The organism is Prosthecobacter sp. GW821-HT29F12, assembly GCF_058803405.1.
In genome coordinates, this window is sequence record NZ_CM179517.1 from 4,693,566 (window position 1) to 4,719,366 (window position 25,801).

Below are 25,801 nucleotides of genomic sequence, written 5' to 3' on the forward strand. Positions count from 1 at the left end.
GTTTGCCTCCAATTGGTACTGGAAAGCCGGGATGCGTCCGCCATCTTGCGGGCTGATGATATTCGAATTTCTCGCTGCCACCGACGTCTGGACCACAATCAAAGACGGTGCGCCCGTCGTACTCGCCCTGATTCTGATCGAGGGGCTGCTCTCCGTGGACAACGCGCTGGCGATCGCCGCGATGGCATCCCATCTGGATGAAAAGCAGCGCAAGACGGCGATGAACATCGGCTACATCGGGGCCTATGGCTTTCGCATCGTGGCGCTGCTCACCGCCAGCATCATCATGGACAACCACTGGCTGATGCTGGTGGGTGCGCTCTACCTCGTGTGGCTGATGTGCGCGCATTTTGCGGAGCAGGAGGAAGGTGATGAGGACGGGACGGTGAAGGCAGCCCAGCACAGCTTTGGCAAAACGATTGCGATGATCGCTTTTCTCGATCTGAGCCTGAGCTTTGACAACGTCGTTGCCGCCGTGGCCTTCGCACGTGACAGCAAGGTGCTGGTTTATGTCGGCGTGACACTCGGCATCATCACACTTCGACTGGTGGCCGGTTACTGCATCAAACTGCTGGCACGGCAGCCCTGGCTGGAACACACGGCGTTTCTGCTCGTGGGCTTTGTGGGTCTGCTGCTGGGGATGGAACTCTTTTGGGACCAGAGCGTCAAACAGGTCGTTGAAATCGGGGGTGTCAGCCTCATCAGCGAGGCGGGTGGACATTACCACATTGCGAAGGCGGTTAAATTTGCCGGCATCATTGGCATCATCCTGGTGCACCTGGCTTATGAGAAAAATGCAGCGGTCAAAGGCGTGGTGCGCCCGGTGATGCGCCTGCTGCTGCTGCCTGCACGATTGATTTCTGGTGTGGTCGGGGCTGTCTTTTCTGTGATCTCCTGGCCGTTTCGTGCCGTGTGGTCAGCGGTGACCCGAAAATAAGAATCCCCCGGCTTTGAGGCCGGGGGACTCCGTGAATCATGTGATAGCGTTTTCCGTTACAGATTTACGGAAAGCGAGCGTGGAGACGCTCGGAGGCGGCTTGAGGACAAGCCGCCCTACCTCGCGGTGGGCGAAGCCTGTCAGTTACTGCTTCGGCTTGGTGAGCATTTCGAAGTCGTCGCTGCGGAAGGGTGTCACTGGCAGGCCGTCGATGCTGTAGAGATTGCAGACAGGATTGTCGGACCATGCGTAGCGGACAGCCACGGGTTTGGCGACGCCCTTGGCGCTGACTTCGAGCTTGTCTTTGCCGGTGATTTTCGCCTGGGCCCAGACCCATTTTTTGTCTTCGCCGCAGACCACAAAACCCTTCACTTCCGGAACATCCACCGTGCGCAGGCTGCTGCCGAAGGTGTCGAGGGTCACGATGGCTTTGTCTCCCGCGAACTCGGCGGCTTTGAACTCGGGGCTGCGATAAGGCAGCTTCATGCCGTAGTCCTTCACGAGCGCCAGACGGGCGAGACGCTCGGCCACGTCACGCTTGTTCTTCGGGTGAATGTCATTGGCTTCACCGAGGTCGATGATGACGGCCTGGCCGCCGTTTTTGATGGCGTTCTGGGTTTTCGTCTGGCTCTCGCGCAATTCGGCCCATGAGCTGGCGGTGGCCTGCTCGGCGTCGGTTTTTTCGGCCATGAAGTCGGCCAGCTGCACCCAGTAGAAGGGGAAATCTCCCTGCTTCCACTCATTGCGCCAGTTCTGGATCATGAAGGGGAAGAGGCTGGCGTACTCGTAGGCACGTCCGGCATTGCTTTCGCCCTGATACCAGATGGCTCCTTTGATGCCGTAGCCGATGGTGGGGAGGAGTGCGCCGTTGTAGATGTTGCCGGGGCGGGCATTGCCGCGCAGCCAGGCATCAGGTGGGGCAGGAGCGCGGGCGGTGAAGGGTTTGCCGGCTTTCCTGGCTTCATCCGCCTGCTTCTTCCAGTTGGCGAGATCGGCGTCATACTTGGTCTTGGCTGCGGGGGAAATGAGGAAGGCCTCGTTCTTCTTCGTGTTTTCCATCAGCAGCTTGAAGCGGGCGTCTTTTTCGAGTTCGCCGCGATTCACCCAGGCTTCGGCAGCACTGCCGCCCCAGGCGTTGTTGATCAGGCCCACCGGCACGTCGAGCATGTTGTGCAGGACGCGGCCATAGAAGAAGCCGACGGCGCTGAAGCCGCCGACTGTTGCAGGCGAGCACTCTTTCCACTCGCCCTTGAAGTCCTTTTGCGGCTCCTGAGTGCCCACGTTGGGCACGGTGATGAGGCGGATGTTCGGGTACTTCGCGGTGGCGATCTCCAGATCAGAATCCCAGCTGGAACCGACATTCCACTGCATGTTGGACTGCCCGGAGCAGATCCACACCTCGCCGACGAGCACGTTTTTGAGCTCCTTGGCGGTGGTGCCTTTGATCGAAATCGTCGCGGGTTTCGCGTTGGCAGGCACGGGATCGAGTTTCACGGTCCATTTGCCATCGGCGCCGGCCTTGGCGGTCTTGGTTTGATCCCCAAATTTCACCGTCACTTCGGTGCCGGGAGCATCCCAGCCCCAGAGCGGATTGGTCTGCTTCTGCTGCAGAACCATGTTGTCGCCAATGATGGCGGGGAGTTTGAGTTCAGCGCGGGCAGTACATGCCAGCGCAGCAAGGAGAGTGGTAAGTGAGAGGAGTCTCATGGATGGGTAAAAAGCAGGACGGAACAAACGCAGCCCGAGGCTGGGTTTCAACAAAGTTTCCATCTTCCTGAGTCAGGCCTGAGCCACCCGCTTGAACCAGCTTCGGAGGCATGGTTCATTTCACGGTGGCCTGCGCCGTCCTGGCTTTCTTCACATCCATCTGTTTTTCAGCTTTTTTCTCCGGCGTCCACAGCTTCCAGATGGGGAGCATGCTGCTGGTGGTCTGGGCGGTGGCGGGTGAGGCACGCTCCATGATGGTGACGTAATCGGACTGATTGACAGGCATCGCTGCTAATTGCTCCAAACGTTCAGAGACCTTTTGATAGGCCTCCCGGGCCGTATCGGCCTGAGTTTTGAGTTTGTCATGATTCGCTATCTTGGATCCCAGATCCAAAGCAACGGCACGCTCTTCCTCGATTTTTTTGTCGAGAATATCCAGCTTGCGTTTCAGGGAGAGGATGCCTGCCTGCAGGCCCTGCTGAATTTGCTGCGAAGCTGACTCGATCAGATGCTTCGCCCTGGCTATTTTTTCATCGACAGCGACCACTTCGGGATGATCCGCCTTGTGGCTCTTCAGCAGATAGTCGCGATCGTTTTGCAGCACAAAGATCTCCGCCTGCGTCTTGAGATAAATCTGGTCCATCTCCGATAAATGACGTTCCGAAGTCCTGCCCAGGGACTGATAGAAGGCCGAGATGTCCGTCTCGGCGAGTTCCAGATCCAGAATTTCGGTGCGCACCTGCTCCCGCTGCAATTGGAGAGTCCCTAGAAGCTGCGCCGCCTTGTCGTTGCCATTGGTGACGGCGGTCAGGTTGTTTTCACGCTGAAAAACTTCCAGGGCCTCCATTTTATCCTCCATCATCTTCCGCTTTTTCACCGTCTCCTCCAAGAACGTCTTCAAGACCTTCCCTTGCGCCTGCTCGCGAACACTTTGTCTAAAGGCGATGAACTCATCCAGCAGCGCATCGAGATAAACATGCGTATACTTCGCATCATCACCCGTCCCCATGACTTGAATGATGCCGCTGCCCTTGGTCTGGGATGCGTGGATTTCCACTTTGTGATCCGCCAGCTTGGGATTCAAAACGCGCACACGCTCCGCCGCTCTGTGCTGCATTTGCGAGCTTTCGAGCGTTTCGATGATCGTGCCGTAAAAGTCCTGCATTTGCTCCTGCCAACTGAGGGAATCATTCGCCTCCAATTTTATGCCCGAGACCAGCTTTGCCGTGCTGCGATACACCGGCTGCTGCGGCACGAATTCCACCTTCGTGGCCGCCAGCACCGCCAGCAAAACAACAACGACTGCAAGCACGCTCAGAGCGCCCATGCCAATGCGACCGCGCCAGCGGTTTGTCTTGATGAGGGCCTGCACGCGCTGCTTCACACCGTCGTTGCCGAACATGGTCACGCCGAGACCGCTTTTCATGCGTGAGGGCAGGCCTGCGGCGATTTCGACGAGAGTGCGTGCATACTCCGGCGCATGCTCGGCGTCGCTCACAGCCAGGTCATCCGCCGCGTGCTCTGTTTCGATGCGGAGTTGTTTCCGCGCCAGCCAGGCCAGTGGCTGCCACCACCAGAGGCAGAGCACGGCCTGAGAGAGCCACTGCCACAGCCAATCACCGCGCTGCCAGTGCGCGGCCTCGTGTCGAAGCACTGCGCTAAGGCGGCTCTCATCCCACGAGGCGGATTCGGCGGGCAGCCAGATGACGGGTTTGCGCCAGCCTGTGAGCATGGGTGACGTCAGCTCACTCGCCAACCGATATGCCGTCCCGTCTGGCAGTCCGGCTTCGCTGCCGATTTTCTGCATCATTCGCGATGCGGCACTGCAGCGCCGGCTGAGGGCACGCAGACCCAACAACACCCCAACTACACGGAGACAGAACCACAGTGCCGCCATGCCCAGCCAGAAACACACCGCCCATCTGTCAAAACCATCTGCGATCTTTTCCCATGCACTTTTCTCCGGAAGTTCGAAGAGCGGCAGGTCCACCACGGTCGTTTCGAGCTGAAGCACCGGAGTCACGTCCACCTGCCATTCCATGACAGCCACTGGCGGCGTCAGATCGGGCATCAGCCTCCATGCGCCGACAATCAACAGCGCCACGACACCCAGCCGCCAAACCGCGCTGCGTGACCGGGCGGAGCGGTGTCGCAGCCCCATGGCAGCCGCCGCTGCCACGCAGAAGACTGCAGCGCTGGTGATGAAGGCGGAAACGAGGAGAGCCAGACCTTTATGCAGAGACAGCGTCAGCAGAGCATGATTGATGAAAGTGTTCATGGCTTGCGTGCCTCCTCGATGAGTTGAATAAGCTTTTGCGCCTCTTCAGCGCTGAGTTTCACATTTCGCTGTCCAAGAAGGGCCAGTGCGGCCTCGCCGACAGAATTGTCGAACAGCTGATTCACCATTCGAGTCAGCACGCCCGCCCTGGCCTTCTTGGTCGAGACAGGAAGCGAGAACCAATCCCGTCCGTTTTCCTGGGTCTTCACCAGCAGGTCTCTTTCGACGAGCAGGCGCAAGATCGATCTTACCGCCGAGTAAGTCGGCGCGTCCGGCAGCTTCTCCTCGATCTCACGAGCGGAAACCCGTTCGTGCTTCATCACGATTTCAATCACCTGCCGCTCGCGGCGGCTCAACTCATTGGAATGTTTTTCGTCCCACATGAGTGTTGATTTTTCAACACCTTTGGCGATTCGTCAAGGGTGATGTTGAAATTTCAGCAGGCCATGCCGGACGACCGATGACTGGGGTGCTGGATGATGATGGAAGTCAGCGCTTGAAACCCTGACGCTTTCATCCCATTTGCAGGTCGCGGGCAGGCATGCGATTCAGCGTGGACCATGCGCTTCCGGCCTCATGACTGATGATTGAAATGGATTCCAGAGAACAAGGCAGCTTCCTCCCCAAGAGTGTCAGCAAGCCCGTGAAAACGGGCCATGGCATGAAGATCGGCATCTTCGCGGGCATTCATGGGGATGAAGAGGCGGGCACGCTGGCCACGCATGAACTCATCGAGTGGGCTGCTGAGAGGCCGGAGGAACTGCATGACTATGAGCTGCATTTTTTTCCAATTTGCAACCCCTCGGGACGCACGCTGGGCACGCGGCACAGCCACAGCGGGCTGGATCTGAATCGTGAGTTTTGGTTTGGCTCCACTGAGCCTGAGGTCGTCTTTCTGGAAGCCGAGCTGCGGCGTGAGCGCTACGACGGCATCATCTCGCTGCACTCCGATGACACGTCTGACGGCTGTTATGGATTCGTCAGCGGCGCGCTGCTGAGCGAGCATTTGCTGGAGCCGGCGCTGCAGGCGGCGAGTGAGTTTTTGCCGCGCAACGAGCAGCACATCATCGATGGCTTCCTGGCCTCGCGCGGCATCATCAAGGAAGGCTATCTGGGCATTCTCAGCGCTCCGCCGGAGCAGCGGCCGCATGCGCTGGAGATTGTGTTTGAGACGCCTGCGCTGGCGCCGATGGATGCGCAGGTGAAAGCAACGGTGGCGGCGGTGAAGCGGATTCTGGTGGAGTATCGGGAGCTGCAGGCGTATGCGGCGAATCTTTGAAATCCGCCTCGCGCTTGCAGCATTGCCTTGATCGCTGAAATGGATTTTTATTCACGCCCATGGCGAGAAAACACCACCTGTTGTTTGAAGCATTGTTCTTGGCCTTGGTGATTGGGATGCCAGCGTGCAAGCACTCTATCTCTCAAAAGGCGTCTTCGGAATCATACACTTTAGACACTCGCACGTACTATATAGAGCCCGATTTTCTATCCGCAGACGAACTTGACACGAATGAACTTTTCCCAGCCCCAAAGGATATAAGGCCTATCAAGCAAAGGCTGGAAGAAGATGCTGACATCATGTTTCCCGAAGGGACGATGGTGACCAATATGGGACTGTCCATGGGTGGAATCTTGCTAAGAAACACCGAGAGAAATCACAAAAAAATTAGTCCGCTATCTCGATCGGGTTTGTCCTGGTCAATGGTGTTTGTACACCGACCTACCTAAATGGCGGAAGGCTCACAAGGCATTTTAAACTTTGCAAACGCATCACCTTCCCTGCTTCACTCTCAGCAGTTTCTCCCCTGCCGCGTTGAGCGTCTCAACCTGCTTGGCGTAATGGAAGCGGATGAAGCGGTGTTCGGGTTCGCGGAAGAAGCTGGAGCCGGGGACGCCGGCGACGCCGACTTCGCGTACGAACCATTCGGCGGCTTCGGTGTCGGTGGGGAAGCCGAGGGATGAGATGTCCATGAGGACGTAGTATGCGCCGTGGGGCTCGGTGAAGGGCAGGCCGGTAGCGCGGAGGTGATTGAGGAAGATGTCGCGCTTCTCGGTGTAGAGATCGCGCAGGCCGTGGTAGTAGCTGTCGGGGAGTTCGAGTCCGGCGACGGCGGCTTCTTGAAGCGGGGCGGCGGCGCCGACGGTGAGGAAGTCGTGCACCTTGCGCGCCTGCGCGATGATGTGCGGCGCGGCCTGCACATAGCCCAAACGCCAGCCGGTGATGGAGTAGGTTTTGGAGAGTGAATTGCACACGATGACGCGCTCTGCAGCGCCGGGAAGCGAGTGCATGTACACGTGTTCATGCGGTGCATAGACGATGTGCTCGTAGGGCTCGTCGGTGATGACGAAGGCATCGTGCTTTTCGGCGAGATCGAGGATCAACTGCAGCTCGGCGCGGGTGAAGACCTTGCCGGTGGGGTTTGAGGGATTGCAGACGATGATGGCCTTGGCTCCCTGCGCAAAGGCGCGTGCGAGTTCATCGGGATCAAAGCCGAACTGCGGCGGGCGGAGGGGCACGTAGATGGGTTCGGCCCCGGAGAGGATGGCGTCAGCGGCGTAGTTTTCGTAGAAGGGTGAGAAGACGATGACTTTGTCTCCGGGCTCGCAGCAGGTCATCATGGCGCACATCATGGCCTCCGTGCTGCCGCAGGTGACTACGAGGTTTTGATCTGGATCAACGGGGGTGCCGGAGAAATGGGTGATCTTTTTGGCGAGGGCCTGGCGGAAGCGCGGCGCGCCCCAAGTCACGGCGTATTGGTGGAACGGACCACGGGTGGCGCGCTCCAGTGCGGCGAGGAGTTCCTCCGGTGGATTGAAATCGGGAAAGCCCTGGGAAAGATTGATCGCGCCGTGCTGATTGGAGAGGCGCGTCATCGCGCGAATGACGGACTCGGTGAAGGCGTGGAGACGGCGGGAAGTTGCAGGCATCCTTGCGATTTGGGCGAGAAGCCGCCAACGTGCAACCAACCAATCTGCCCCACATGCGCTGCTGCTGATCATGCCTCCTGAACCTTCCCCTCCGCCACAGCTCAAAGAATGGTTTGATGCCGCCCGCTATCGGGCCATCGCCAAGGAACTCGCCAGCATCGCGCCGGAGTTTCGTGCGGATGATTTCATGCGGTCAGTGCTCGATGGGCTTGAAGGCCGCACACTGATGCAGCGCGTGCATCAGTGTGCGGTGGCCGTGGATGCGGCGCTGCCGGGAACGTATCAGCAAAAGGTCTGGGCGCTGCAGAAGCTCGCGCCGCGCATCGGGCATGAATTCGTGACGATTTTCCTCGGCGATTTCGTGGCGACGTACGGCCTTGAGGATTTCGATTTCTCGATGGAGGCGCTGAGGTTTTTCACGGTCTTTGGCTCGGCGGAGTTTGCGGTGCGACCATTCATTCTGGCGGATCAAAAACGTGCTTTGCAAAAGATGCACGCATGGACGGCGGACCCGGATGAGAAGGTGCGCCGCCTGGCCAGCGAGGGATCACGGCCGCGCCTGCCCTGGGGCATGCGGTTGCAGGCGCTGGTGCGAGACCCCGAGCCCACGGCGAAGATTCTGGAGGCGCTGAAGGATGATGACTCCCTGTTTGTGCGCCGTTCGGTAGCCAATCATCTGAATGACATCACGAAGGATCATCACGACTATGTTTTGCAGCGGCTCGAAGCGTGGGATCTTGAACGAGAGCATCTGAAGTGGATCGCGAAGCATGCCTGCAGAACGCTGATCAAGCGCGGGCATCCGCGTGCGCTGAAGCTCTTTGGCTTTGGCAAAAAGGCGGAGGTCACGGCAAAGCTGGCGGCTTCTCCTTCACGCCTGGAACTTGGGCAGCGGCTTACGTTGACGGCTGCGCTCACTTCCACTTCAAGCCGTGCGCAGCGACTCGCGATCGACTACGTGGTGCATTACGTGAAGGCCAGCGGGGGGAGCGCGGAGAAGGTCTTCAAGTGGACCGAGATCGACCTGCCAGCGCACGCTGAAATCGAACTCGTCAAATCGCAGGTCGTGCGCGATTTCACGACGCGGAAACATTACTCAGGCAGGCACCGAGTGGAGCTGCAGATCAATGGACAGCGGGTGGCGGAGACGATGTTTGTCCTGGCCTGAATCGTACCGCAGGCTCAGCGGTAGAAGGTTTCGAGAATCAAGGTGCAGAGAGCCTGCCGATATGTCGCATCAGCGGCATCGGCGGCAGGCCAGTTGGGACGACCGCGTTTGAAGGAGCCGTCCGGCTGCTGGGCGGCGAGGATTTGCGGCATGACCTGGGAGGCGAAGGTCGTCCACTCAGCCCCGCCGTTGAGGAAGAGCGCATTGCTGTAGCCATGCCAGCAGTAGAGATTGCAGTTTTTTTCCCAGTCCGGTGGCTCGGCCTGGAGGAAGCCCGAGATGAATTTGACGCCTTTTTTAGCGGCTGGTGTGCTTTTTCCAGCCAGCATGAGATGGCCTGCCGCAGCGCCACCACTGAGGCTCCATTGATTGTAATGCGCTTCGCGGCTGGCGCCGCCAAAGCCACCGTCCTTGGTTTGAACGGAGTCGATGTATGACAGCGCTTTTTTGATGCAGGACTCCAGCCCGTCGATCTTCAAGCCGGTGGCCTTGGCGACATTGAGCGCCTGGAAATGCCAGTTGGCCAAGGACAGATCTGCACCGCCATCGGGATTGTACACGAGGGTCTTGCCACCATAGGTCCAGGAGCCACTTTTCGTTTGCTGGCTGATGATCGTCTTGATGGCGGTATCAAAGGACTCACGCAAACCCGGGAGCCTTTTGGAGCCCAGTCGTGCTGTGATGTAGGCTTCGCCGACTGCCGTGGTGGCAATGGCATGTTCATAGGTCCCTGAGCCGCCGGGTTGAGCGTCCCACTTTTCGGAAAAGATGCCGCTGGGGTTCTTCCGGCCGAGTTCGATCAGGTACATGATCCCCTTCATCACAGTGTCTCCATACTCGGGAGAATCTGGTGTCTCACCGTGGCCAAGAAAACACTGGAGCACGAAGCCGCTCATCGCGCCTTTGTTACTGCGGCCCCAGGAGCCGTCGGGGTTCTGGCTGGTTTTAAACAGGTTCAGGGAAGTCACCACGGCGGCATCCATCTCTGGAGTGCCTCCGCCAAGGCGGATGGCCTGCAGGCGAGTGGCGGGCAGAAAGCGGGCGCGGTAAGATTCGGGGAGGCTTTTGAGAGAGGCTTCCGAAAGGCCACCGGAGGCGGTGCTTGCCGGAGCATTCTGCATGGCCAGCCAATGGTCCTTGGCATAGGCCTTGTCTGGAGGGCTGAGATTGTCGATGGCGATCTCAAAGTCCGCGCCGTTCTTCAGGCGGACTTTGACCGCACGCTGGGCGACATTCACGCCGACCATTTCGGCCTCGATGATCTGGCCGCTGGTATTCGTCCAGGAACGCATCTCCGCCACTGCCGCGCCATGCAGCAGGAAGAGACTGAATGCGACGATGCACGCGGCGCGCTTCATGAATTATTTCACCGCGGCTTTGGCCTGGGCCTGGCTTTCGGGAGAGAGCTTGCTGAGTGCCAGAATGTGCGTGACGCCGGTGGAGGGAATTTTGAGGAGCACGCTGTCGCCTTGAAGTCCTGCGAATTCGGCCTCGATGGTCTTGCCTTCGGTGTTGGTCCATTTCAGGACGCCGCCGGCTGCTGCGGGCATGGCGGCAGCAGGAGCTGCGCCACCGCCGGTGAGGCTGGCGCCTTCATTGATCCAGGCTTTGAAGACGTCGAGCTCGGCAGCGGTGAGCTTGTTCTTGCCTTCCGGAGGCATCACATCCGAGTCATCATCCGCCAGCGTGCAGTTCACCCACATGGTGCTCTTGGCGGCATCTCCTGGGATGATATTTTTACCCGCACCAATCTGCTCGGGCAGCTTGTCATCATCGAGTGCCAGCTTGCCTTTGACCTTCTTGGTGGTGCTGTGGCAGGCATAGCACTTGGTGCGGAAGATGGGAGCGATCTGCGTTTTGTAATCGACCGCAGAAGCAGCGGTGGTGGTCAGGACAAGAGCGAAGAGAAGGCTGAATTTCATGGTTGAGTGCGACATGGAACGATCAAACGGGCGGTTTGCCTAGATTAATTTATGGATTCCGTGCGTTCAGCGAGCGGAGGGGTCGAGCTGACGCAGCTGCTGCAGGGTGGCCAGAATGGCGTCGCGCTGGGCCTGCAGGCGGCTGATGCCCAGCACAGCGCGGCTACCGGAAAGGGTATTGAGCAAGGGGCTGGCCTCCGGCTGGGAGGAATTCCACACCACGCCGCGCATGGCGCCGGGGTTCTTGGCAGCGAGCGCGTAGTAGTCTGCGTTCAAGGCCTGACGCTGTGCGGCAAGCTGAGAGCGGAGAATATCCACCACGTTGCGGGCCGGCATGGTGGCCTCCGAGGCGGGAGTCTGGGAGGAACCGGCCTGCTCACGAGCCAGCCGCAACTCTGTTTCGCGGGCTTGGAGCAGCATTTTCTCGCGGGATTTTTCTGCGGCCTCCATCGGATCGTAGCAGGCCTCCCAGCGAAGGTCCGGGGTGGTTTTTGCGAAGGCGACTCTGACCAGGCCGTCGGCGTGCCGGAGGGAAATATCCTCGGCGCTGACGGCGGTGATCTCGGCGTCGCGCAGGACTTTGCCATCGTCCAGATTCAGCACGGGAAACTTCCTGCCGACCATGGCGCTGCGGCGCTGGGTGCGGAAACGGTCAAACTGAGCTTTGAGAGCCTTGAGCTCCTCCTGCGTCTGGGAGAGCTCCAGCTGGGTCTTTTTCAAAGCTGCCTGTACCGCCGCAAATTGCTGCATCTGTGCCTGCAGGGAGGACAAATCTGCTTGTGATTGCTCCAGGAGATGGTTGGTCTCATCGACACGGGTCTGCAGGGTCTGGTTCTCGATCTGCAGAGCATCGTACTCGGTTTTTTTGACACAGCCGCCCAGCAGCAAGAGCATGGCGGCTGTCACTGGAAGAATGCGAGTAGGGTGCCTGCTCATTTCCAAAGAGAATGTAATCCTATTCACTCCCGTTTGTCACGCATCCCGTACCATGATTTTTCAGAATGACGGCCTGGCCTCAAGGCTTGCATTCAAAGTATCCTAGCCGAGACTGAAAGCCCCCCAAACCACCCTTTATGAGCAAAGCCTCCGTCGAAGACATCAAACTCGCCTCAGCAGGCCTCCGTGGCCAGCTGGCCGAGCAGTTCGCTGATACCAGCACCCCGAACATCCCGGAGGACTCCAACATCCTGCTCAAGCACCACGGTTCCTACCAGCAGGATGACCGCGATGTGCGCGCCGAACGTACCAAGGCGAAGCTGGACAAGGCCTGGAGCTTCATGATCCGCAGCAAGATGCCCGGCGGCCGCATCACCGCGAAGCAGTGGATGATCCATGACGACCTGTGCACCAAGGCCTTTGGCAACATGCGCCTGACCAACCGCCAAGGCATTCAGCTCCACGGCGTGCTCAAAGGCGGCCTGAAGGAAGTCATTTCCAATGTCTGCCACAGCGGCCTCAGCACCATGGGTGCCTGCGGTGACGTGGTGCGCAACACCATGGGCCCTGCGGCTCCGATCAAGGATGCCGTGCACGCTGATACTCAGAAGCTTACGGAGGAAATCAGCCAGCGCTTCCTGTGGCGGAGTTCCGCCTATGCGGACATCTGGCTCGATGGCGAAAAGCTGGAGCCTGAGTGGACTCATGATCCGGAGGTGAATCCTGCCGTGCGTGAGGCGACGAAGGCTCCCGAAGGTGACGACCCCATCTACGGGAAGGTCTATCTGCCGCGCAAATTCAAGATCGGCGTGGCCATCCAGCCCTGCAACGATGCGGACATCTTCTCCCAGGACGTGGGCCTTGTGCCGCACGTGGTGGACGGTGCTGTGGAAGGCTACACGATCACCGTCGGCGGCGGCTTTGGCATGAGCCACGGCCAGCTGAGCACCCGCCCCTTCCTGGGCCAGCCGCTGCTGTATGCGAAGCGTGCGAACGTGGTGGATGCGATCGAAGCCATCGTGACCACCCAGCGTGATCACGGCAACCGCACCGAGCGCAAAAACGCCCGTCTCAAGTACACCGTGCAGACCATGGGCCTCGACGGCTTCCGCGCCGAAGTGGTGCGCCGCCTGCCGGGCATTGAAACTTTCCCGCCGAAGGAGCTGAACTTTGACAGTGTGGAGGACAAGCTCGGCTGGCATGAGCAGGGTGACGGCAAGCTCTACTGCGCCGTGCACGTGAGCATGGGCCGCATTGTGGACCGTGAAAACGGCCCGCACTACCGCAGCGCCTTTGTGGAGCTGTGCAAAGAGCTGGACCTGCCGCTGATCGTGACACCGAACACGAACATGATCATTGCCGACGTGGCGCCCGACCAAAAGGACGCCGTGGACGCCATCCTGGCCAAGCATGGCGTCATCCACGCGGACGGCATGACCCGCGCCCGCAAGGTGGCCCACGCCTGCGTGGCCCTGCCGACCTGCGGCCTGGCTCTGAGTGAGTCTGAGCGCGTGCTGCCGGGCTTCATGGACAAGATCGACGAAGCGCTGCGTGAACTGGGCCTCGAAGACGAGCCGATCCTCTTCCGCATGACGGGCTGCCCGAACGGCTGCGGCCGCCCTTACAACGCCGATTTCGGCTTTGTGGGTCGCTCGCCGAACAAGTACGCGATGTTTGTGGGTGGCAGCATCCGCGGCAACCGCTTGGCCGGCCTGGAGTACAAGACCGTCCTCGGTGAAGAAGTGCCGGTGAAGGTGCGCGCCTTCCTGGAAGCTTTCAAAGCGGAGCGCAAGGACGGCGAAATCTTCGCCGACTGGTTCGCCCGCACCCGCACCACGGGCGAGGCGCCGACGCCGGAGCAGTTCCACATCGAACTGGCCGAACGTGCCGCCAAGCTGGCCGAAGCCAAGACGACGGCTGCTGAGGCGGGCTGATTCTCCCAAAAGGATTGTTTTCGAGGCGGCCCGCACCACGCGGGCCGCCTTTTTTGTGCCAAGATATGTTCTCTATCAGGATGGAGGACAGAGAGTTGACCGGCAGGAGGCACTGAAAAGATTCGGAAAATCAGAGAAAATGAGGGGCTGGTTCTGTGTATTCAGGTTATTCCTTGCGGCAACACGGGCAATTTCTGAACATTACGGTACTTGTGTGTCGCGTATCTTTGGGCCACAGACTCGGCTATGTCTCTCCCGTTCTATCATTACCTGCATCTCATCGGCCTGATCCTTGTTTTCATTGGCTTTGGCGGTCTGTTCTCCAGCGAAGGTGCCAAGAAGGCCATGATGTGGCATGGCATCGGTCTGGTCATCAGCATTGTCTCCGGATTCGGCATGCTGGCAAAGCTTGGCATCATGGGCACGATGCCGGTGTGGGCCTGGATCAAGATCGGCCTGTGGCTGGTGCTGGGCTTTCTGCCGGTGCTGGCGAAGCGCCGTGTGATCGCCGCACCGCTGGTGGTGCTGATCGCTGCTATAGTGGGTGCGACGCTCGCATTTATTGGTTACACCTACAAAACTGGGTTCTCGCTCGGATCGTAAAATCTGCGTTGGCGTAGTGATCACGGTCCCAGGGATTCTCCAAGGTCAGCCGTTCGCAAGCCATCCTTTCATATCACTTCAACGGACTGGCGCTATCGCTGGTCGGTTTGAGGCTAAACGTGGACGCGGGAGCTTGCGGGGGCGCTGATCGACGGGCAGGAGTGCCTATCGTACTTCCCGGAGGCCTGTCCTACGATCAGGCTCCGAGCGCTTTGCTTTTTTCGGTGGCGGCGCGGACGGCCTGGATCATGGCGTGGCGGAGGCCGTGCTGCTCGAGTTTTTCGAGGCCGGCGATGGTGGTGCCGCCGGGGCTGGTGACTTCATCGCGCAGGGACGCGGGGTGTTTGCCGCTGGTAAGGACCATTTCTGCGGCACCGGCGACGGTTTGGGCGGCGAGGCGCAGGGCTGCGGCACGTGGCAGGCCCATGAGGACGCCGCCATCGGCGAGGGCTTCGATGACGGTGTAAACATAGGCGGGACCGCTGCCGGAGAGGCCGGTGACGGCATCGAGCAGTTTTTCGGCGACTTCATCTGCGGTGCCGACGGCTCCGAGAATTTTCTCCGCGAGGGCGGCGTCTTTAGCGGTGGCCTTGCTACCGCGTGCGAAGGCAGCAGCTCCTTTTCCGACGAGTGCAGGGGTATTGGGCATGCTGCGAATGACGCGCTGCTTGCCGCCGAGCCAGGTTTCGAGATTGGCCAGCGAAACGCCGGCGGCGATGCTGAGATAGAGGCGGGAGCCTTTGACCTGGGAGAGGGCCTCGCACAGGGACTTCATGTCTCCGGGTTTCACGGCGAGGATGATCACGTCTGATACCGCCGCGATTTCCGCCGGTGTGCCGGTGATGGATTTGCAGGCGAGGCATTTGCGGAGGGAGTTCACGGCCTCGGGCATCACATCGCTGAGCGCCACATTCAGGCTGGTTTTGCCAAGCGCCTGCTCCACGCCGCGCAGGAGCGCGCCGCCCATTTTTCCACAGCCAATGAGTCCGAGTTTCATCATGGGGCGAATTTGGGGCAGATGTGGCGGCGTGCAAGTACGCCAATCTAGTCTTGCTTTGGACCCCGGATGTTTGCCATTCTGGTAGAAATCGTCGCTAAAAATGTATCCCGACCACTTTCAGCCCGAAAAGATCATCGCCGCCGGGCCCTCTGCCAAAGTGTATCGTGGAGTGGAGACGATGACGGGACGGAAGGTGCTGATCAAGGTCCTGCTGCAGGACCACGAGACGGTGAATCCGCTGGATCGGGAGCGCCTGCAACTGCTGGCTCCTTCGCTGATGCAGATGCGGCATCCTCAGATCGCGGGACTGATCACGCTGCTGCCTACGGAGGAAGAGTTTGCCCTGGTGTCTGAATTCATGCCGGGGATGAACGGACGGAACTTTGCCGCTGAGCGCAGGCCCGCGCCTGCTGATCTGCGAGCGCTGGCGGTGCAGCTGATGCATGCGCTGCTGGTGGGCGAGCATCTGCGCCAGCCGCATGGCGACCCGAAGCCGAGCAATCTGATCATCGCCGATCATCCTGGCGGCGGCTTGTTTCTGCAGGTGCAGGACTGGGGCCTCACGCTGGCACGACAGACGCAACCGCCGGAGACGCTGTGGTTTCGCGCACCGGAGTTGCACGCGGGCGGCACGCCGACGACGCAGAGCGATCTTTTCACAGCGGCGGGCAGTTTGTTCTGCATGGCCACCAACACCGCACCGGCCCAAGGGACGACGGTGGAGGAGATCATGCGGGACTGGCAGGCCTTCAACGCGAGCCATGTGCTAAGCCACCTGCGGCCGGACCTAGACCCGCCGCTGCGCGACTGGCTGGCGTGGCTTCTCAATCTAGCGCCGCAGCAGCGCCCGCAGTCGGTGGCTCAGGCGCTGGATGTGCTGATGCTGAGCATGCACACCGGCTTTGCCTACATGCCACAGCAGGCGCCTGTGATGGCACCGGGAGCCCAGACCACGCCGCTCGTAGCGGCCGTTCAACCTGGGATTCCCATGGCTGTTCTGGCTGTGGAGCCGGGGGATGGTCAGGTGGTTGAGGCTGTCGCCGTTCATTTGGATGAGCCTGTGGCTGTTGCTTCCGTTGTGTCGATCCCGGCTCCTGCGGGTGTGCCAAAGCCGAAGCCCGTGGCGACCAAGTCCGTGACTGCTGCGGCTGCGGGCCCTGTCGCTGCGAAGTCCACCGCTGGAGCTGACGCCCCACCCGCCGCATTGAAAAAATCCTCCGGCAGCCGTGTCATGATGGCGGTGGTGCTGAACCTGGCGGCTCTCACCGTGATTGGGTTTTTTGTGTGGCCGTTCATCCAGAAATCCATCCCGAGCGGGGAGGTGTCCGCAGCCGTGAGCAGCGAGAAGACGCCCGCCATTGCCACACCTCTGGGCATGGCAGACAGCACGAAAGCCGACGTCACGACTGCCGCCCAAACAACGCCAGCGCCTGTGGTGACCGATGCCAAAGTCCGCTGAGCGGGTGCTAAGGCTACCGCCCGACAGCATTCTCCATGCGGCAGGCGGTGATTTCGCATGCGGGATGTGCGTACTCCTCTCGTGAAAAGCTCCCCTGCCCTTCTCCTGCTGCTCCTCACCGCACGTGCCTCTGCGGCGGTCGATTTCGTTCGGGACATCCAGCCGATCTTCAGCGATCACTGCTATCAATGCCATGGCGGGCACAAGCAGGAGGCGGCCTTTCGGCTCGACAACAAACCGAGCGCGCTGAAGGGCGGAGACTTTGGTGTGGCCATTGTCCCCGGCAAGGCGGATGACAGCCGCCTGATGCATGCGGTGCTGGGCACGAACCCCAAAATGCGCATGCCGCGCAAGGGTGACCCGCTGAGCGTGGAGGAGATCGGCAAGCTGAAGGAATGGATCGATGCGGGTGCGGTCTGGCCTGACAGCGCGAGCGTGAGCATCGAGCGGAAAACTGACCACTGGGCCTTCAAGCCGCCCGTGCGGCCGCCCGTGCCTGCGGGAGCAAAGCATCCCATCGATGCCTTTATCCGCGAACGTCTGGCGAAAGAGGGGCTGCAGCCCTCGCCCGCCGCAGTTCCTGAAACGCTGCTGCGCCGAATTCACCTGGATCTCACCGGCCTGCCGCCGACGCCGCAGGAAACCGCGGGCTTTGCCATCGCATACAAACAGGATCCCGCAGGAAGCATTCAACGGCTGACCTCCAACTTGCTTGCCAGCCAGCACTTTGGTGAGCGCTGGGCGCGGCACTGGCTGGATGCGGCGCATTACGCAGACAGCAACGGCTACGAAAAGGACCCGATGCGCTTCATCTGGTTTTACCGTGACTGGGTCATCAGCGCCTACAACCGCGACCTGCCGTATGATCAGTTCATCATTCAACAGCTTGCTGGCGATGAGCTGCCCCAGGCCACGCAGGATCAGATCGTGGCCACCGGATTCCTGCGCAACACGATGGTGAATGAGGAGGGTGGCGTGGACCCGGAGCAGTTCCGCATGGAGTCGATGTTTGACCGCATGGACACCATCGGCAAAAGCGTCCTCGGGCTCACCATTGGCTGCACGCAGTGCCATAACCACAAGTACGACCCCATCTCGCAGGAGGAGTACTACCGCATGTTTGCCTACCTCAACAATGACAACGAGCCCTGGCGCGTGGTGTACACGGCCAGCGAGCAGATGCAGCGCGCGCAGGTGCTCACGCGCACGGCGGAGCTGGAAGCCAAGCTGAAGCATGACCACTCTGACTGGCAGCAGCGGATGAAAGAATGGGTGGCTGCTGTGAAAGCCGCGCAGCCGCAGTGGCACACGCTGGCCTTTGAGGACGATCCTTCAGGGGGAGAGAAGGCGCTGCGTCAGCCGGATGGGAGCATCCTCGCGCAAGGGTATGCTCCGACGAAGAGTGATGTGAAGTTTGCGGTGAAGGGATTTCATGATGCGAGCGCTCCCGCTGCGCCACGAATCATCAGCGCCTTTCGACTGGAGCTGATGAATGACCCCAACCTGCCTGCGTATGGCCCGGGGCGTTCGCAAAAGGGCACGGCGGCGCTCACGGAATTTCAGGCTGAGATGAAGATCGACGGCAAGATGACCAAGCTGAAATTTGTCAAAGCCACTGCTGACTATGGCGAACCGGAAAACTCACCGCTCGCCCCCTTTGCCCGCGACCAGGATGTGAAAAAGGACAAACGTGTCACGGGACCCATCGCGTATGCGATTGATGGCAAAGTGGAGACTGCCTGGGGCATCAATGCGGGTCCTGGCAGGCGCAATGTGCCGCGCAATGCGGTCTTCGTTTTGGAGAAACCCGTGGAACTCAAGCCTGACAGCGAATTGAGCGTGACGCTGAGCATGAAGCACGGCGGCTGGAACAGCGATGATTTGCAGACGATGAACCTGGGACGGTATCGCATCAGTGTGACGGATGCGCCGAATGCCGAGGCTGATCCGCTCTATGGCAAAAAAGCTGAGTTCAGCGTCTTCCGCACCACCGTGGCGGAATGGCAGCCGGTGAATGACGAAATTGAATCGCTGTGGAAGCAGCATCCTGAAGGCACCACCACCCTGACGCTGGATCCGCGCGCGGAGCCGCGCATGACCTCGGTGCTCAAGCGCGGTGATTTCCTCAAACCCGACAACCGAGTGACCGCCGGTGTGCCTGCGGTGCTGAATCCGCTGCCGAAGAATGCGGATGGCTCGCGTCTCACCTTTGCCAAATGGCTGGTGGACAAAAAATCGCCCACCGCCGCCCGGGCTTATGTGAACCGCGTGTGGCAGGCCTGTTTCGGTACTGGACTGGTGGAGACTGCCGAGGACCTCGGCACGCAGGGCTCGCCGCCGAGCCATCCCGAGCTGCTCGACTGGCTTGCGGTTGATTTCATGGAGCATGGCTGGAGCACGAAGCACCTGCTGCGCCTCATCACCAGCAGCGAGACTTACCAGCAGTCCAGCAAGGTGACGCCCCAGCTTTTGGAGCGTGACCCCTACAATCGCCTGCTCGCGCGTGGTCCGCGCTTCCGTGTGGAGGGCGAAGTCGTGCGCGACATCCAGCTCGCGGCGAGTGGTTTGCTCAATCCAGCCATCGGCGGGCGGCCCGTGATGCCGCCTGCACCGGCGTATCTGTTTGAGAAGCCTGCCAGTTATGCGCCCTTCCCGTGGAAGGTGGATGAGGATGAGAACCAGTTCCGCCGCAGCGTCTATGTCTTTCGCCGCCGCAGCACGCCGTATCCTTTTTTGAGCACTTTTGATGTACCCAATGGCGAGAGCGCCTGCATTCGCCGCTCGAAGAGCAACACTCCGCTGCAGGCTCTGATGACGCTGAACGAAACCATGAGCATGGCTGCCGCCAAAGCCTTGGGTGAACGCATGTGGAAGGAAGGCGGCAGCGATGATGCCTCCCATATCGCCTACGGCTTCCAGCTCTGCACCGGCCGCCAGCCAAGCTCCAAAGAAACGGCTTTGCTAGTGGACATGCTCAAGCGCCACCAGCCCAAGCCTGGTGAAATCGACTCCCACACCCTGGTCGCGCGCGTGCTGCTCAATCTCGACGAGACGATCACGAAGGAGTGAGGCTCACGGCTCGCGCTTCATGCGCCACAGCCAGTCCTTGTCTTTAGTTCCGCCGTCGTCCTTCGCATCGGGTCCTGCGGACCAGAGGAGGTAGCCGTCCTTTTCGAGGCGATAGCCCAGCGGCTGTGTGGGCCGTGCGGGATCGGTGACTTGGAAGAGCTTCAGGTCGGTCTTCACCAGATTGAGCGATTCGGGGAAGCTGCCGTGCTTCAGGCGATGCTTCTCCAAGGCACAGGCCATGATGAGGCAGCGGCGGTGGAAGAGTCTCTCGGCGGCGGCTTGCGTGATATCACCGATTTGCGGAATGGCAATGGCTCCGAGGATGCGGCGCGGATTGGGCCATGAGTTTTCCGCTTTGCTCCGACGCTGCACGATTTCCGCTCTGGAACCTGACGAAAGCCAGGCTTCGGGGCCGGGTGGTCCAAGCTGATCGAGCATGCAATCGGCGTAAAAGGCGACGTTTGCATCATGCCAGCCGATGGGGCCATTCACCATGACATAATAAAATGCATCCTCTATCATTCGCTCCAAGAACGGCGTCTTTAAGGATCGGTTGGTTATGTCCTCCAGCAAGTGGCGGTGCTTTCTCAAATACTCGAGCTGGAAAAACATGCCGAGTATTTCCTGGCCATGAGCGGATTGATACTGCTGCAAATCATCAAACTGGCCCAGCCGCACCTGCAGACGGCCCAGCGACTCTTCCGTCCAGACTGGATGGCCGAGGGCCTCGTGCAAAGCGTCAAACGTGATGCCATGGGCGGCCAGAGGAACGAGGCACCCGACCATACCGCCACGCGCCATTCCTTCACTGATGCGCAACATGATCAGCGCCGTGCTCACCGTCTTTGCAGCATCTCCGGCCAAGGCGGCGCTGCGCAGATGAAGGCCAAGCTGAAGCTGGAAGTCGTTCAGTCCAAGGAAGTCGGGAAAGGATGCCTGCCAGGGATTGTTTCCGACGGCCTCCAAGGCCTCCCGCTGGCCCGGTTTGATGACTGAGAAAGGTTTGTTCAGCCCTTCAGCAAGCTTGGGCAGCAGGCCATTGCCGTCTCCCAGTTCGCGGGCAAGGACCGTGGCCGGTAACTCAGGAGCCTTGATACCCCGGTTCTTGATCCAGGTGACCAGATCGAGCCTATCGCCTTCGCCATCCTTGGATTTGGTGATCTCCGGGCGGATGAAGTCCTTCGGCAGCAGTGCGTTTTGTGGAGGAACGTATCTCAGGCTCAGCGTGCCTGGCTTCTTCACATGCAGCCAGCTTTCGAAGACTGGATTGGCAAAGTAGTTCTCTTCATCGGTCACCTTCGGCGGCATGAGGGCTGTCGGATCGCCCGTGCCCAGCCGCTCCACCATACGGCGATGAACCGCCGCAAGCTCTCTCGCGCTGCGCCAGTTTTCCCACTGCCAGAGAACGGTGATGAGAGAGATGAGACAAACGAGCGTCCAACCCATGCGACGATTCCACACGAGGCGGGCCAGCCAGCGGGCAAAGCGAACGCTATAAAGGCGGGATGGGGCCTTGGTGCCGGGGGTGGAGGAGTTCATGGGCGAGCTGTTCGATTTGTTGGCGGTTGGCGAGGAGTTGCGCGGGTGTTATCGGGGGCAGCTTGGCGTAGCTGCTGAGGGTGGATTGCGGAATGGCCTCGGGCGTGGTGATGCGGAAGAAGAAGGCCAGCAGCCAGCACGCGGCGAGTGGCAGGCGGAGGGGGCGAGGGATGGAGGAGAGCAGGCGGAGGAAGAACTTCGGCGTGGCAGTGTTTTGGAGTGTGCCGGGCCTTGGGCGCTTTCGGACGTTTTGCGGTTCGCGCAAAGCTCCAGAGGGCTGGAGCACTCCAGGACGCTGTCGCGAGACTTGGAGCGCTTCTTCCAAAACACGCTGAAGGAAGGCGGGCGGAGGGTCGCGCCAGCGCTGGGTACGGAGGGTGGATTCGATGTCTTTGTTCATACCAGGGTGTGTTTTTGGGCACGCAGTTTTTCCAAGCCGTAGCGGTAACGGCTGGCGACGGTCTGGGTGGGAAGGCCGAGCAGTTCACCGATTTCGCGAAAGCCCAGCTCCTCCCACACATGGAGGTGGATGACGCTGCGCTGCTCCTCGGGAAGAGCGGCGAGTGCAGCGGTGATTTGAGCGCGTGTTTCCTCGGCCTCGGCATCAGCGGCAGGCAGAAACCAGCCGGGTGATTCGTCTGCGAATCTCTCCAACACATCTTCACGGGTGGAGCGACGACGCAAGGAATCGAGCGCGAGATTGCGCGTGAGCGTGAAGATGATGGCGCGCTCGGACTGCGCGGTGGTGATCACCGCAGCGTCCCGGGCGAGCTTGAGAAACAATTCCTGCACCACCTCCTGCGCCAGCGATTCATCCTTCGTCACCGACCAGGCAAACCGATACGCACTGACGGCGTAGTCGGCATGGAGTCGGGCTAGGGTGGCTTCAGTGGGCGGCATCCGTGGTCAGTTTGACAAACGACGCACGGGTTGGGGGATTTTATTTGTCATCGGGTGCTTTTTTAGAGCCTCTCGTCTGCAGCCATGGTTAATCCGACTTCTTTGACTCCGTAAAGGCGTCCAGATTCCAGATACGCATGGAACGATCACCCGAGAGACATGCGAGGCGTCGGCCATTGAGACTGAAAACGAGCTGACGAGGCGGGCCGACGGGACCACTCAACTCTTCGATGAGTTTGCCATCAGCGAGATTCCAAAGTTTGATCGTGAGATCTTCGGAGGCTGTGGCGAGAATGGGACGTGCGGGATGAAACGCGAGCGCCATGATGGGGCCGTCATGCACACGCAGCTCTTGTTTGATGGCGAGTGTCTGGGTGTCGCGCAGGCGCACCATGCGATCGGCCCCGCCTTCAGCGAAGAGGGAGCCGTCCGGCGAGACTGCCAAGGCATTGATGACACTGCTATTGAGGGTGGTTTGCAGACACTCGCCCGACGTGGCATCGAACAACAGCAGCCGGTCTTCCGAGCCCGGAAGACTGCGTGAGGTCTTGGCGGCAAGGAGTGCGACGATGCGCGGCGTAGTCCCGACCCATTCCGCCTCACGAACGGCAAAAGATTTGTCCCAGGGAATGGTGGTGGTATGGCCGGACCCGGCATCGATGACATAAAAGGCACTGGCCGCGCGGACGAGGAGACGTTCACCCGAGGGATCGAAGTGCATGAAGAGCAGACCTCCGGGAGCCGTGAGATGCCGCAATTCTTCGACGCGGTTCTTGTCACGTCGAAGCAGCTGGATGTCAGAGCCAGCCTTGCTGGAAGATGCGACCGCAGCCTTCGAACCATCAATGCTGGCAGTGACCAGGCGGGCATTTTTATCTGCCGATCGCCAAAGCGGATGACTCCGGGACGCGTCGTCATTCAGGTCGATGAGATCAATGCCGGTGTTCGTGCCATGAGCAAAGACCAGGTCATCGCTGCTCCAGAAGCAGGTGTTGGCAAAATCGCGGGCTGACAGGCGAAACTCCTCGTTCAGGCCTTTCAGACGCCAGGCTTTGGCAGTGGCACCCGTGGCGATTATCTCGCCCGAGACAGGATGCACGCAGAGTTCTCTTCCGATGCTGCCTGCGTTGAGCAATGGCTGAAGAAAAATACCGGCGGAAGCATCCCACACCTGGATGGACTGACGGCCGCCGGAGAGATTGGATAGGGTGATGAACTGCCTGCCATCCTGCGCAAAAGCCAGTGAGGACACAGCACGATCATTGGCGCGAAATTCGTAACGGATGTTTCCGGTGCCGAGCTCCGTGGAGCGCACGAAACCGCGTTGGTCACCCGTCAAAACCTGACGACCATTCGGGCTGACGGCAAGTGCCGTGAGGCGCGAGCGAGGCGCGCTCAATTCACGCAGCACGGCACCATTGAAGGCATTGATGATCTGCAGCCGTTGCCCGCCCGTGGCTTTGTTGCATACCAGCTGCCGACCCGTTGGATCGAAAGCAGCGAGAACCATGGATTCGGCTCCTTCCGCAGTCCAAAGAACCGCGCCCGTTTGCGCCAGCCGCATGTGAGCAGGCCCGTTGTGAGCAATGTCCAGCAGACGTCGTCCATCTGGACTGAAGAGCAACGCATCGGTGCCAGCATCTTCCCAACGAGTGATCACTTTGCCATCCTTGAGATTGTGAATGACGATGCCTCCGCCGCTGATTTTGGCCGCCGCAAGCTGCTCACCGTCCGGTGAAATGGTCAGGCAAAAATCCGGGGTGGAGCGATCTTCAAAACCAAGCTGGAAACTCAGCTGAGCGGCAGCAGATCCGACTTTCGTGATCGACACCCAGTAGTCGGAGGACACCATGATGAACACTCCCGCCTGAATGGGATGCGGCAGCACACGCTCCACAGCAGCACCACTGGGCACCTGAATGCTGGCGAAGGACGTGTCTGATTTCTCCATCAGGTAGTGCCAGTTCGAGTCGCGCAGCTCTGCCGGTACTGCCAGCAGCGCGGCCTGCATCGTGCTGCCGTCCTGATCACGATACGCTGCGTCGGCGAGAGAGATCTGGGCCCTGGCCAGAGATTTTCTGGCAGCCTCCTTGTCCTCATGGGCTCTGCGCTCACTCTGTTCGGCCAGGGCGCGCAAGCGGTCATGCTCATGCTCAACCTGTGTGATCCGATAGGTTTGCATGCCGCTGACACTGATGCCGATGAGCAACGCCACCCCCACCAGAGCACCCATGGTGAAGACCAGCCGGTTGCGGTTCACCAATTTGTTCAGCCGATAACGATTGTTGCTCGGACGCGCCACAATCGGCTCGCTCAGGAGGTATCTTTCCACATCCATGGCCAGACCGTTGGCCGTCTCGTAGCGCTGGTTGCGGTCCTTTTGCATGGCCTTCATCACAATCCAGTCAAGATCCTCACGCATGGCTGCTGCCAGCAGGGCGGGAGAGCTTTGCTGGCGTGCCGCAATTTTTGCGGCTGCCTCACGAGGCATCGCAGCAAGCACTTCTGAAGGCTTTGCCGGCGTCTCCTCGCTTATAATCCTGCGAATCTCCTGCTCGCCGGCTTCCTGCAGTTTTTTTTGATCAAACGGAGTGCTGCCAGTGAGCAGTTCATAAAGCAGAACTCCCAGCGCATAGACATCGCAGCGAGTATCGATGTCGATGCTCCCCGCCGTCTGTTCCGGACTCATATAAACCGGAGTGCCGATCAGCTGATCGTTTGGCAGCTGGGTCTTGACCCCGTTTGGCATCGGTCGTGTGGCTCTGGCGATGCCAAAATCAATCACCTTGGGGAGAGGTTTGCCATCATGCTTGCACACGAGGATGTTGCTGGGCTTGATGTCACGATGACTGACGCCTTTCTGATGCGCATGCTGCAAGGCCTTGCACACCTCCACGAATAATCGCAGACGCTCAGCCGTGGACAGCCGGTGCTCATCACAAAACTTCGTGATCGGAATCCCACCCACCAGTTCCATCACAAAATAGGGCAGCCCCTCGCGGGTCGCCCCTGCATCATACACCTTGGCAATGCAGGGGTGGTCCATCAAAGCCAGCAGCTGTCTCTCCGCCTCGAACTGAGCAATGACCTCACGCGTATCCATGCCCGGCTTGACGACCTTCAGCGCCACACGTCTGGGGACGGGACCTTTCTGCTCGGCATGCCACACACTGCCAAAACCTCCGGAGCCGATCACGTTCAACAGCCGGTAACGGTCAATCTGTTCATGAACGGGTTCGGCGTCATGCTCCAGTTGCAGGGTTTCCTCGTCATCCTCCGCCCCCTCAGGCTGTTGGCTCGTTGAGCCTGCGCACATGTTGCGGGCCGCGAGGCGTTCTTCAACACGGCGCCGCAGATCAGAGTCATCGCCACACGTCCGCTTCAAATAAGAATTACGCTGAGCCATAGGTCGTTTTAAAAC

General features: G+C 59.9%; 19 protein-coding genes. 7 read left to right on the top strand and 12 right to left on the bottom strand.

Annotation, left to right across the window (positions count from 1 at the left end; genetic code table 11):
• The first annotated feature begins 55 nt into the window (after window positions 1-55).
• The gene (locus tag AC3RLQ_RS19280) at window positions 56-937 is read left to right on the top strand and encodes a TerC family protein (RefSeq protein WP_493030271.1); all 882 of its coding nucleotides are present in this window, start codon (window positions 56-58) and stop codon (window positions 935-937) included.
• A 144-nt stretch (window positions 938-1,081) separates the two neighbouring features.
• Here AC3RLQ_RS19280 and AC3RLQ_RS19285 read toward each other — a convergent pair whose 3' ends face one another.
• The 3 genes from AC3RLQ_RS19285 to AC3RLQ_RS19295 form a co-directional block, all read right to left on the bottom strand.
• Complete coding sequence (locus AC3RLQ_RS19285) at window positions 1,082-2,644, bottom strand: sialate O-acetylesterase (RefSeq protein ID WP_493030272.1); 1,563 nt, start codon at window positions 2,642-2,644, stop codon at window positions 1,082-1,084.
• Between the two features lie 115 nt (window positions 2,645-2,759).
• The gene (locus AC3RLQ_RS19290) at window positions 2,760-4,922 is read right to left on the bottom strand and encodes a M56 family metallopeptidase (RefSeq protein ID WP_493030273.1); all 2,163 of its coding nucleotides are present in this window, start codon (window positions 4,920-4,922) and stop codon (window positions 2,760-2,762) included.
• Window positions 4,919-5,305 carry a BlaI/MecI/CopY family transcriptional regulator gene (locus tag AC3RLQ_RS19295; protein ID WP_422319637.1) on the bottom strand — a complete coding sequence of 129 codons (387 nt, stop codon included), beginning with the start codon at window positions 5,303-5,305 and terminating at the stop codon, window positions 4,919-4,921. Before AC3RLQ_RS19295 ends, AC3RLQ_RS19290 begins: the two co-directional genes overlap by 4 nt.
• 209 nt (window positions 5,306-5,514) lie before the next feature.
• On the opposite strand from AC3RLQ_RS19295, the gene AC3RLQ_RS19300 reads away from it, so the two are divergent.
• The gene (locus AC3RLQ_RS19300; protein WP_493030274.1) at window positions 5,515-6,201 is read left to right on the top strand and encodes a M14 family metallopeptidase; all 687 of its coding nucleotides are present in this window, start codon (window positions 5,515-5,517) and stop codon (window positions 6,199-6,201) included.
• Window positions 6,202-6,692: 491 nt separating this feature from the next.
• Here AC3RLQ_RS19300 and AC3RLQ_RS19305 read toward each other — a convergent pair whose 3' ends face one another.
• Entirely contained in the window at window positions 6,693-7,850 is a 1,158-nt protein-coding gene (locus AC3RLQ_RS19305) for a pyridoxal phosphate-dependent aminotransferase (RefSeq protein ID WP_493030275.1), read from the bottom strand.
• 70 nt (window positions 7,851-7,920) lie between these two features.
• Here AC3RLQ_RS19305 and AC3RLQ_RS19310 point away from each other — a divergent pair, with 70 nt between their 5' ends.
• Window positions 7,921-9,018, top strand: a complete 1,098-nt coding sequence (locus AC3RLQ_RS19310) for a DNA alkylation repair protein (RefSeq protein ID WP_493030276.1) — start codon at window positions 7,921-7,923, stop codon at window positions 9,016-9,018.
• 14 nt (window positions 9,019-9,032) lie between these two features.
• On the opposite strand, the gene AC3RLQ_RS19315 is transcribed toward AC3RLQ_RS19310, so the two are convergent.
• From AC3RLQ_RS19315 to AC3RLQ_RS19325, 3 genes are all read right to left on the bottom strand, one after another.
• A complete protein-coding gene (locus AC3RLQ_RS19315) occupies window positions 9,033-10,376 on the bottom strand; it encodes a prenyltransferase/squalene oxidase repeat-containing protein (protein WP_493030277.1) in 1,344 nt (447 codons plus the stop codon).
• Window positions 10,377-10,379: 3 nt separating this feature from the next.
• Window positions 10,380-10,940, bottom strand: a complete 561-nt coding sequence (locus AC3RLQ_RS19320) for a c-type cytochrome domain-containing protein (RefSeq protein WP_493030278.1) — start codon at window positions 10,938-10,940, stop codon at window positions 10,380-10,382.
• A gap of 66 nt (window positions 10,941-11,006) precedes the next feature.
• Complete coding sequence (locus tag AC3RLQ_RS19325; RefSeq protein WP_493030279.1) at window positions 11,007-11,834, bottom strand: CCDC113/CCDC96 family coiled-coil domain-containing protein; 828 nt, start codon at window positions 11,832-11,834, stop codon at window positions 11,007-11,009.
• Window positions 11,835-12,013: 179 nt separating this feature from the next.
• On the opposite strand from AC3RLQ_RS19325, the gene AC3RLQ_RS19330 reads away from it, so the two are divergent.
• Entirely contained in the window at window positions 12,014-13,810 is a 1,797-nt protein-coding gene (locus AC3RLQ_RS19330; protein ID WP_493030280.1) for an NADPH-dependent assimilatory sulfite reductase hemoprotein subunit, read from the top strand.
• A 246-nt stretch (window positions 13,811-14,056) separates the two neighbouring features.
• Entirely contained in the window at window positions 14,057-14,413 is a 357-nt protein-coding gene (locus tag AC3RLQ_RS19335; RefSeq protein WP_422319619.1) for a hypothetical protein, read from the top strand.
• Window positions 14,414-14,609: 196 nt separating this feature from the next.
• On the opposite strand, the gene proC is transcribed toward AC3RLQ_RS19335, so the two are convergent.
• Window positions 14,610-15,413: a pyrroline-5-carboxylate reductase gene (gene proC / locus AC3RLQ_RS19340; RefSeq protein WP_493030281.1), complete on the bottom strand. Its 804-nt coding sequence runs from the start codon at window positions 15,411-15,413 to the stop codon at window positions 14,610-14,612.
• Window positions 15,414-15,513: 100 nt separating this feature from the next.
• On the opposite strand from proC, the gene AC3RLQ_RS19345 reads away from it, so the two are divergent.
• Both AC3RLQ_RS19345 and AC3RLQ_RS19350 read left to right on the top strand, forming a co-directional pair.
• Entirely contained in the window at window positions 15,514-16,872 is a 1,359-nt protein-coding gene (locus tag AC3RLQ_RS19345) for a serine/threonine protein kinase (protein WP_493030282.1), read from the top strand.
• An 81-nt stretch (window positions 16,873-16,953) separates the two neighbouring features.
• On the top strand, window positions 16,954-19,941 hold the full coding sequence (locus tag AC3RLQ_RS19350; RefSeq protein WP_493030283.1) for a PSD1 and planctomycete cytochrome C domain-containing protein: 2,988 nt from the start codon (window positions 16,954-16,956) through the stop codon (window positions 19,939-19,941).
• A 3-nt stretch (window positions 19,942-19,944) separates the two neighbouring features.
• On the opposite strand, the gene AC3RLQ_RS19355 is transcribed toward AC3RLQ_RS19350, so the two are convergent.
• The 4 genes from AC3RLQ_RS19355 to AC3RLQ_RS19370 form a co-directional block, all read right to left on the bottom strand.
• A complete protein-coding gene (locus AC3RLQ_RS19355; protein WP_493030285.1) occupies window positions 19,945-21,480 on the bottom strand; it encodes a hypothetical protein in 1,536 nt (511 codons plus the stop codon).
• Window positions 21,434-21,880 carry a hypothetical protein gene (locus AC3RLQ_RS19360; protein WP_493030286.1) on the bottom strand — a complete coding sequence of 149 codons (447 nt, stop codon included), beginning with the start codon at window positions 21,878-21,880 and terminating at the stop codon, window positions 21,434-21,436. Before AC3RLQ_RS19360 ends, AC3RLQ_RS19355 begins: the two co-directional genes overlap by 47 nt.
• Window positions 21,877-22,380, bottom strand: coding sequence for an RNA polymerase sigma factor (locus tag AC3RLQ_RS19365; protein ID WP_493030287.1), 504 nt, complete (start codon window positions 22,378-22,380; stop codon window positions 21,877-21,879). Before AC3RLQ_RS19365 ends, AC3RLQ_RS19360 begins: the two co-directional genes overlap by 4 nt.
• Before the next feature lie 88 nt (window positions 22,381-22,468).
• Window positions 22,469-25,786: a protein kinase domain-containing protein gene (locus tag AC3RLQ_RS19370; RefSeq protein WP_493030288.1), complete on the bottom strand. Its 3,318-nt coding sequence runs from the start codon at window positions 25,784-25,786 to the stop codon at window positions 22,469-22,471.
• Window positions 25,787-25,801 lie beyond the last annotated feature (15 nt).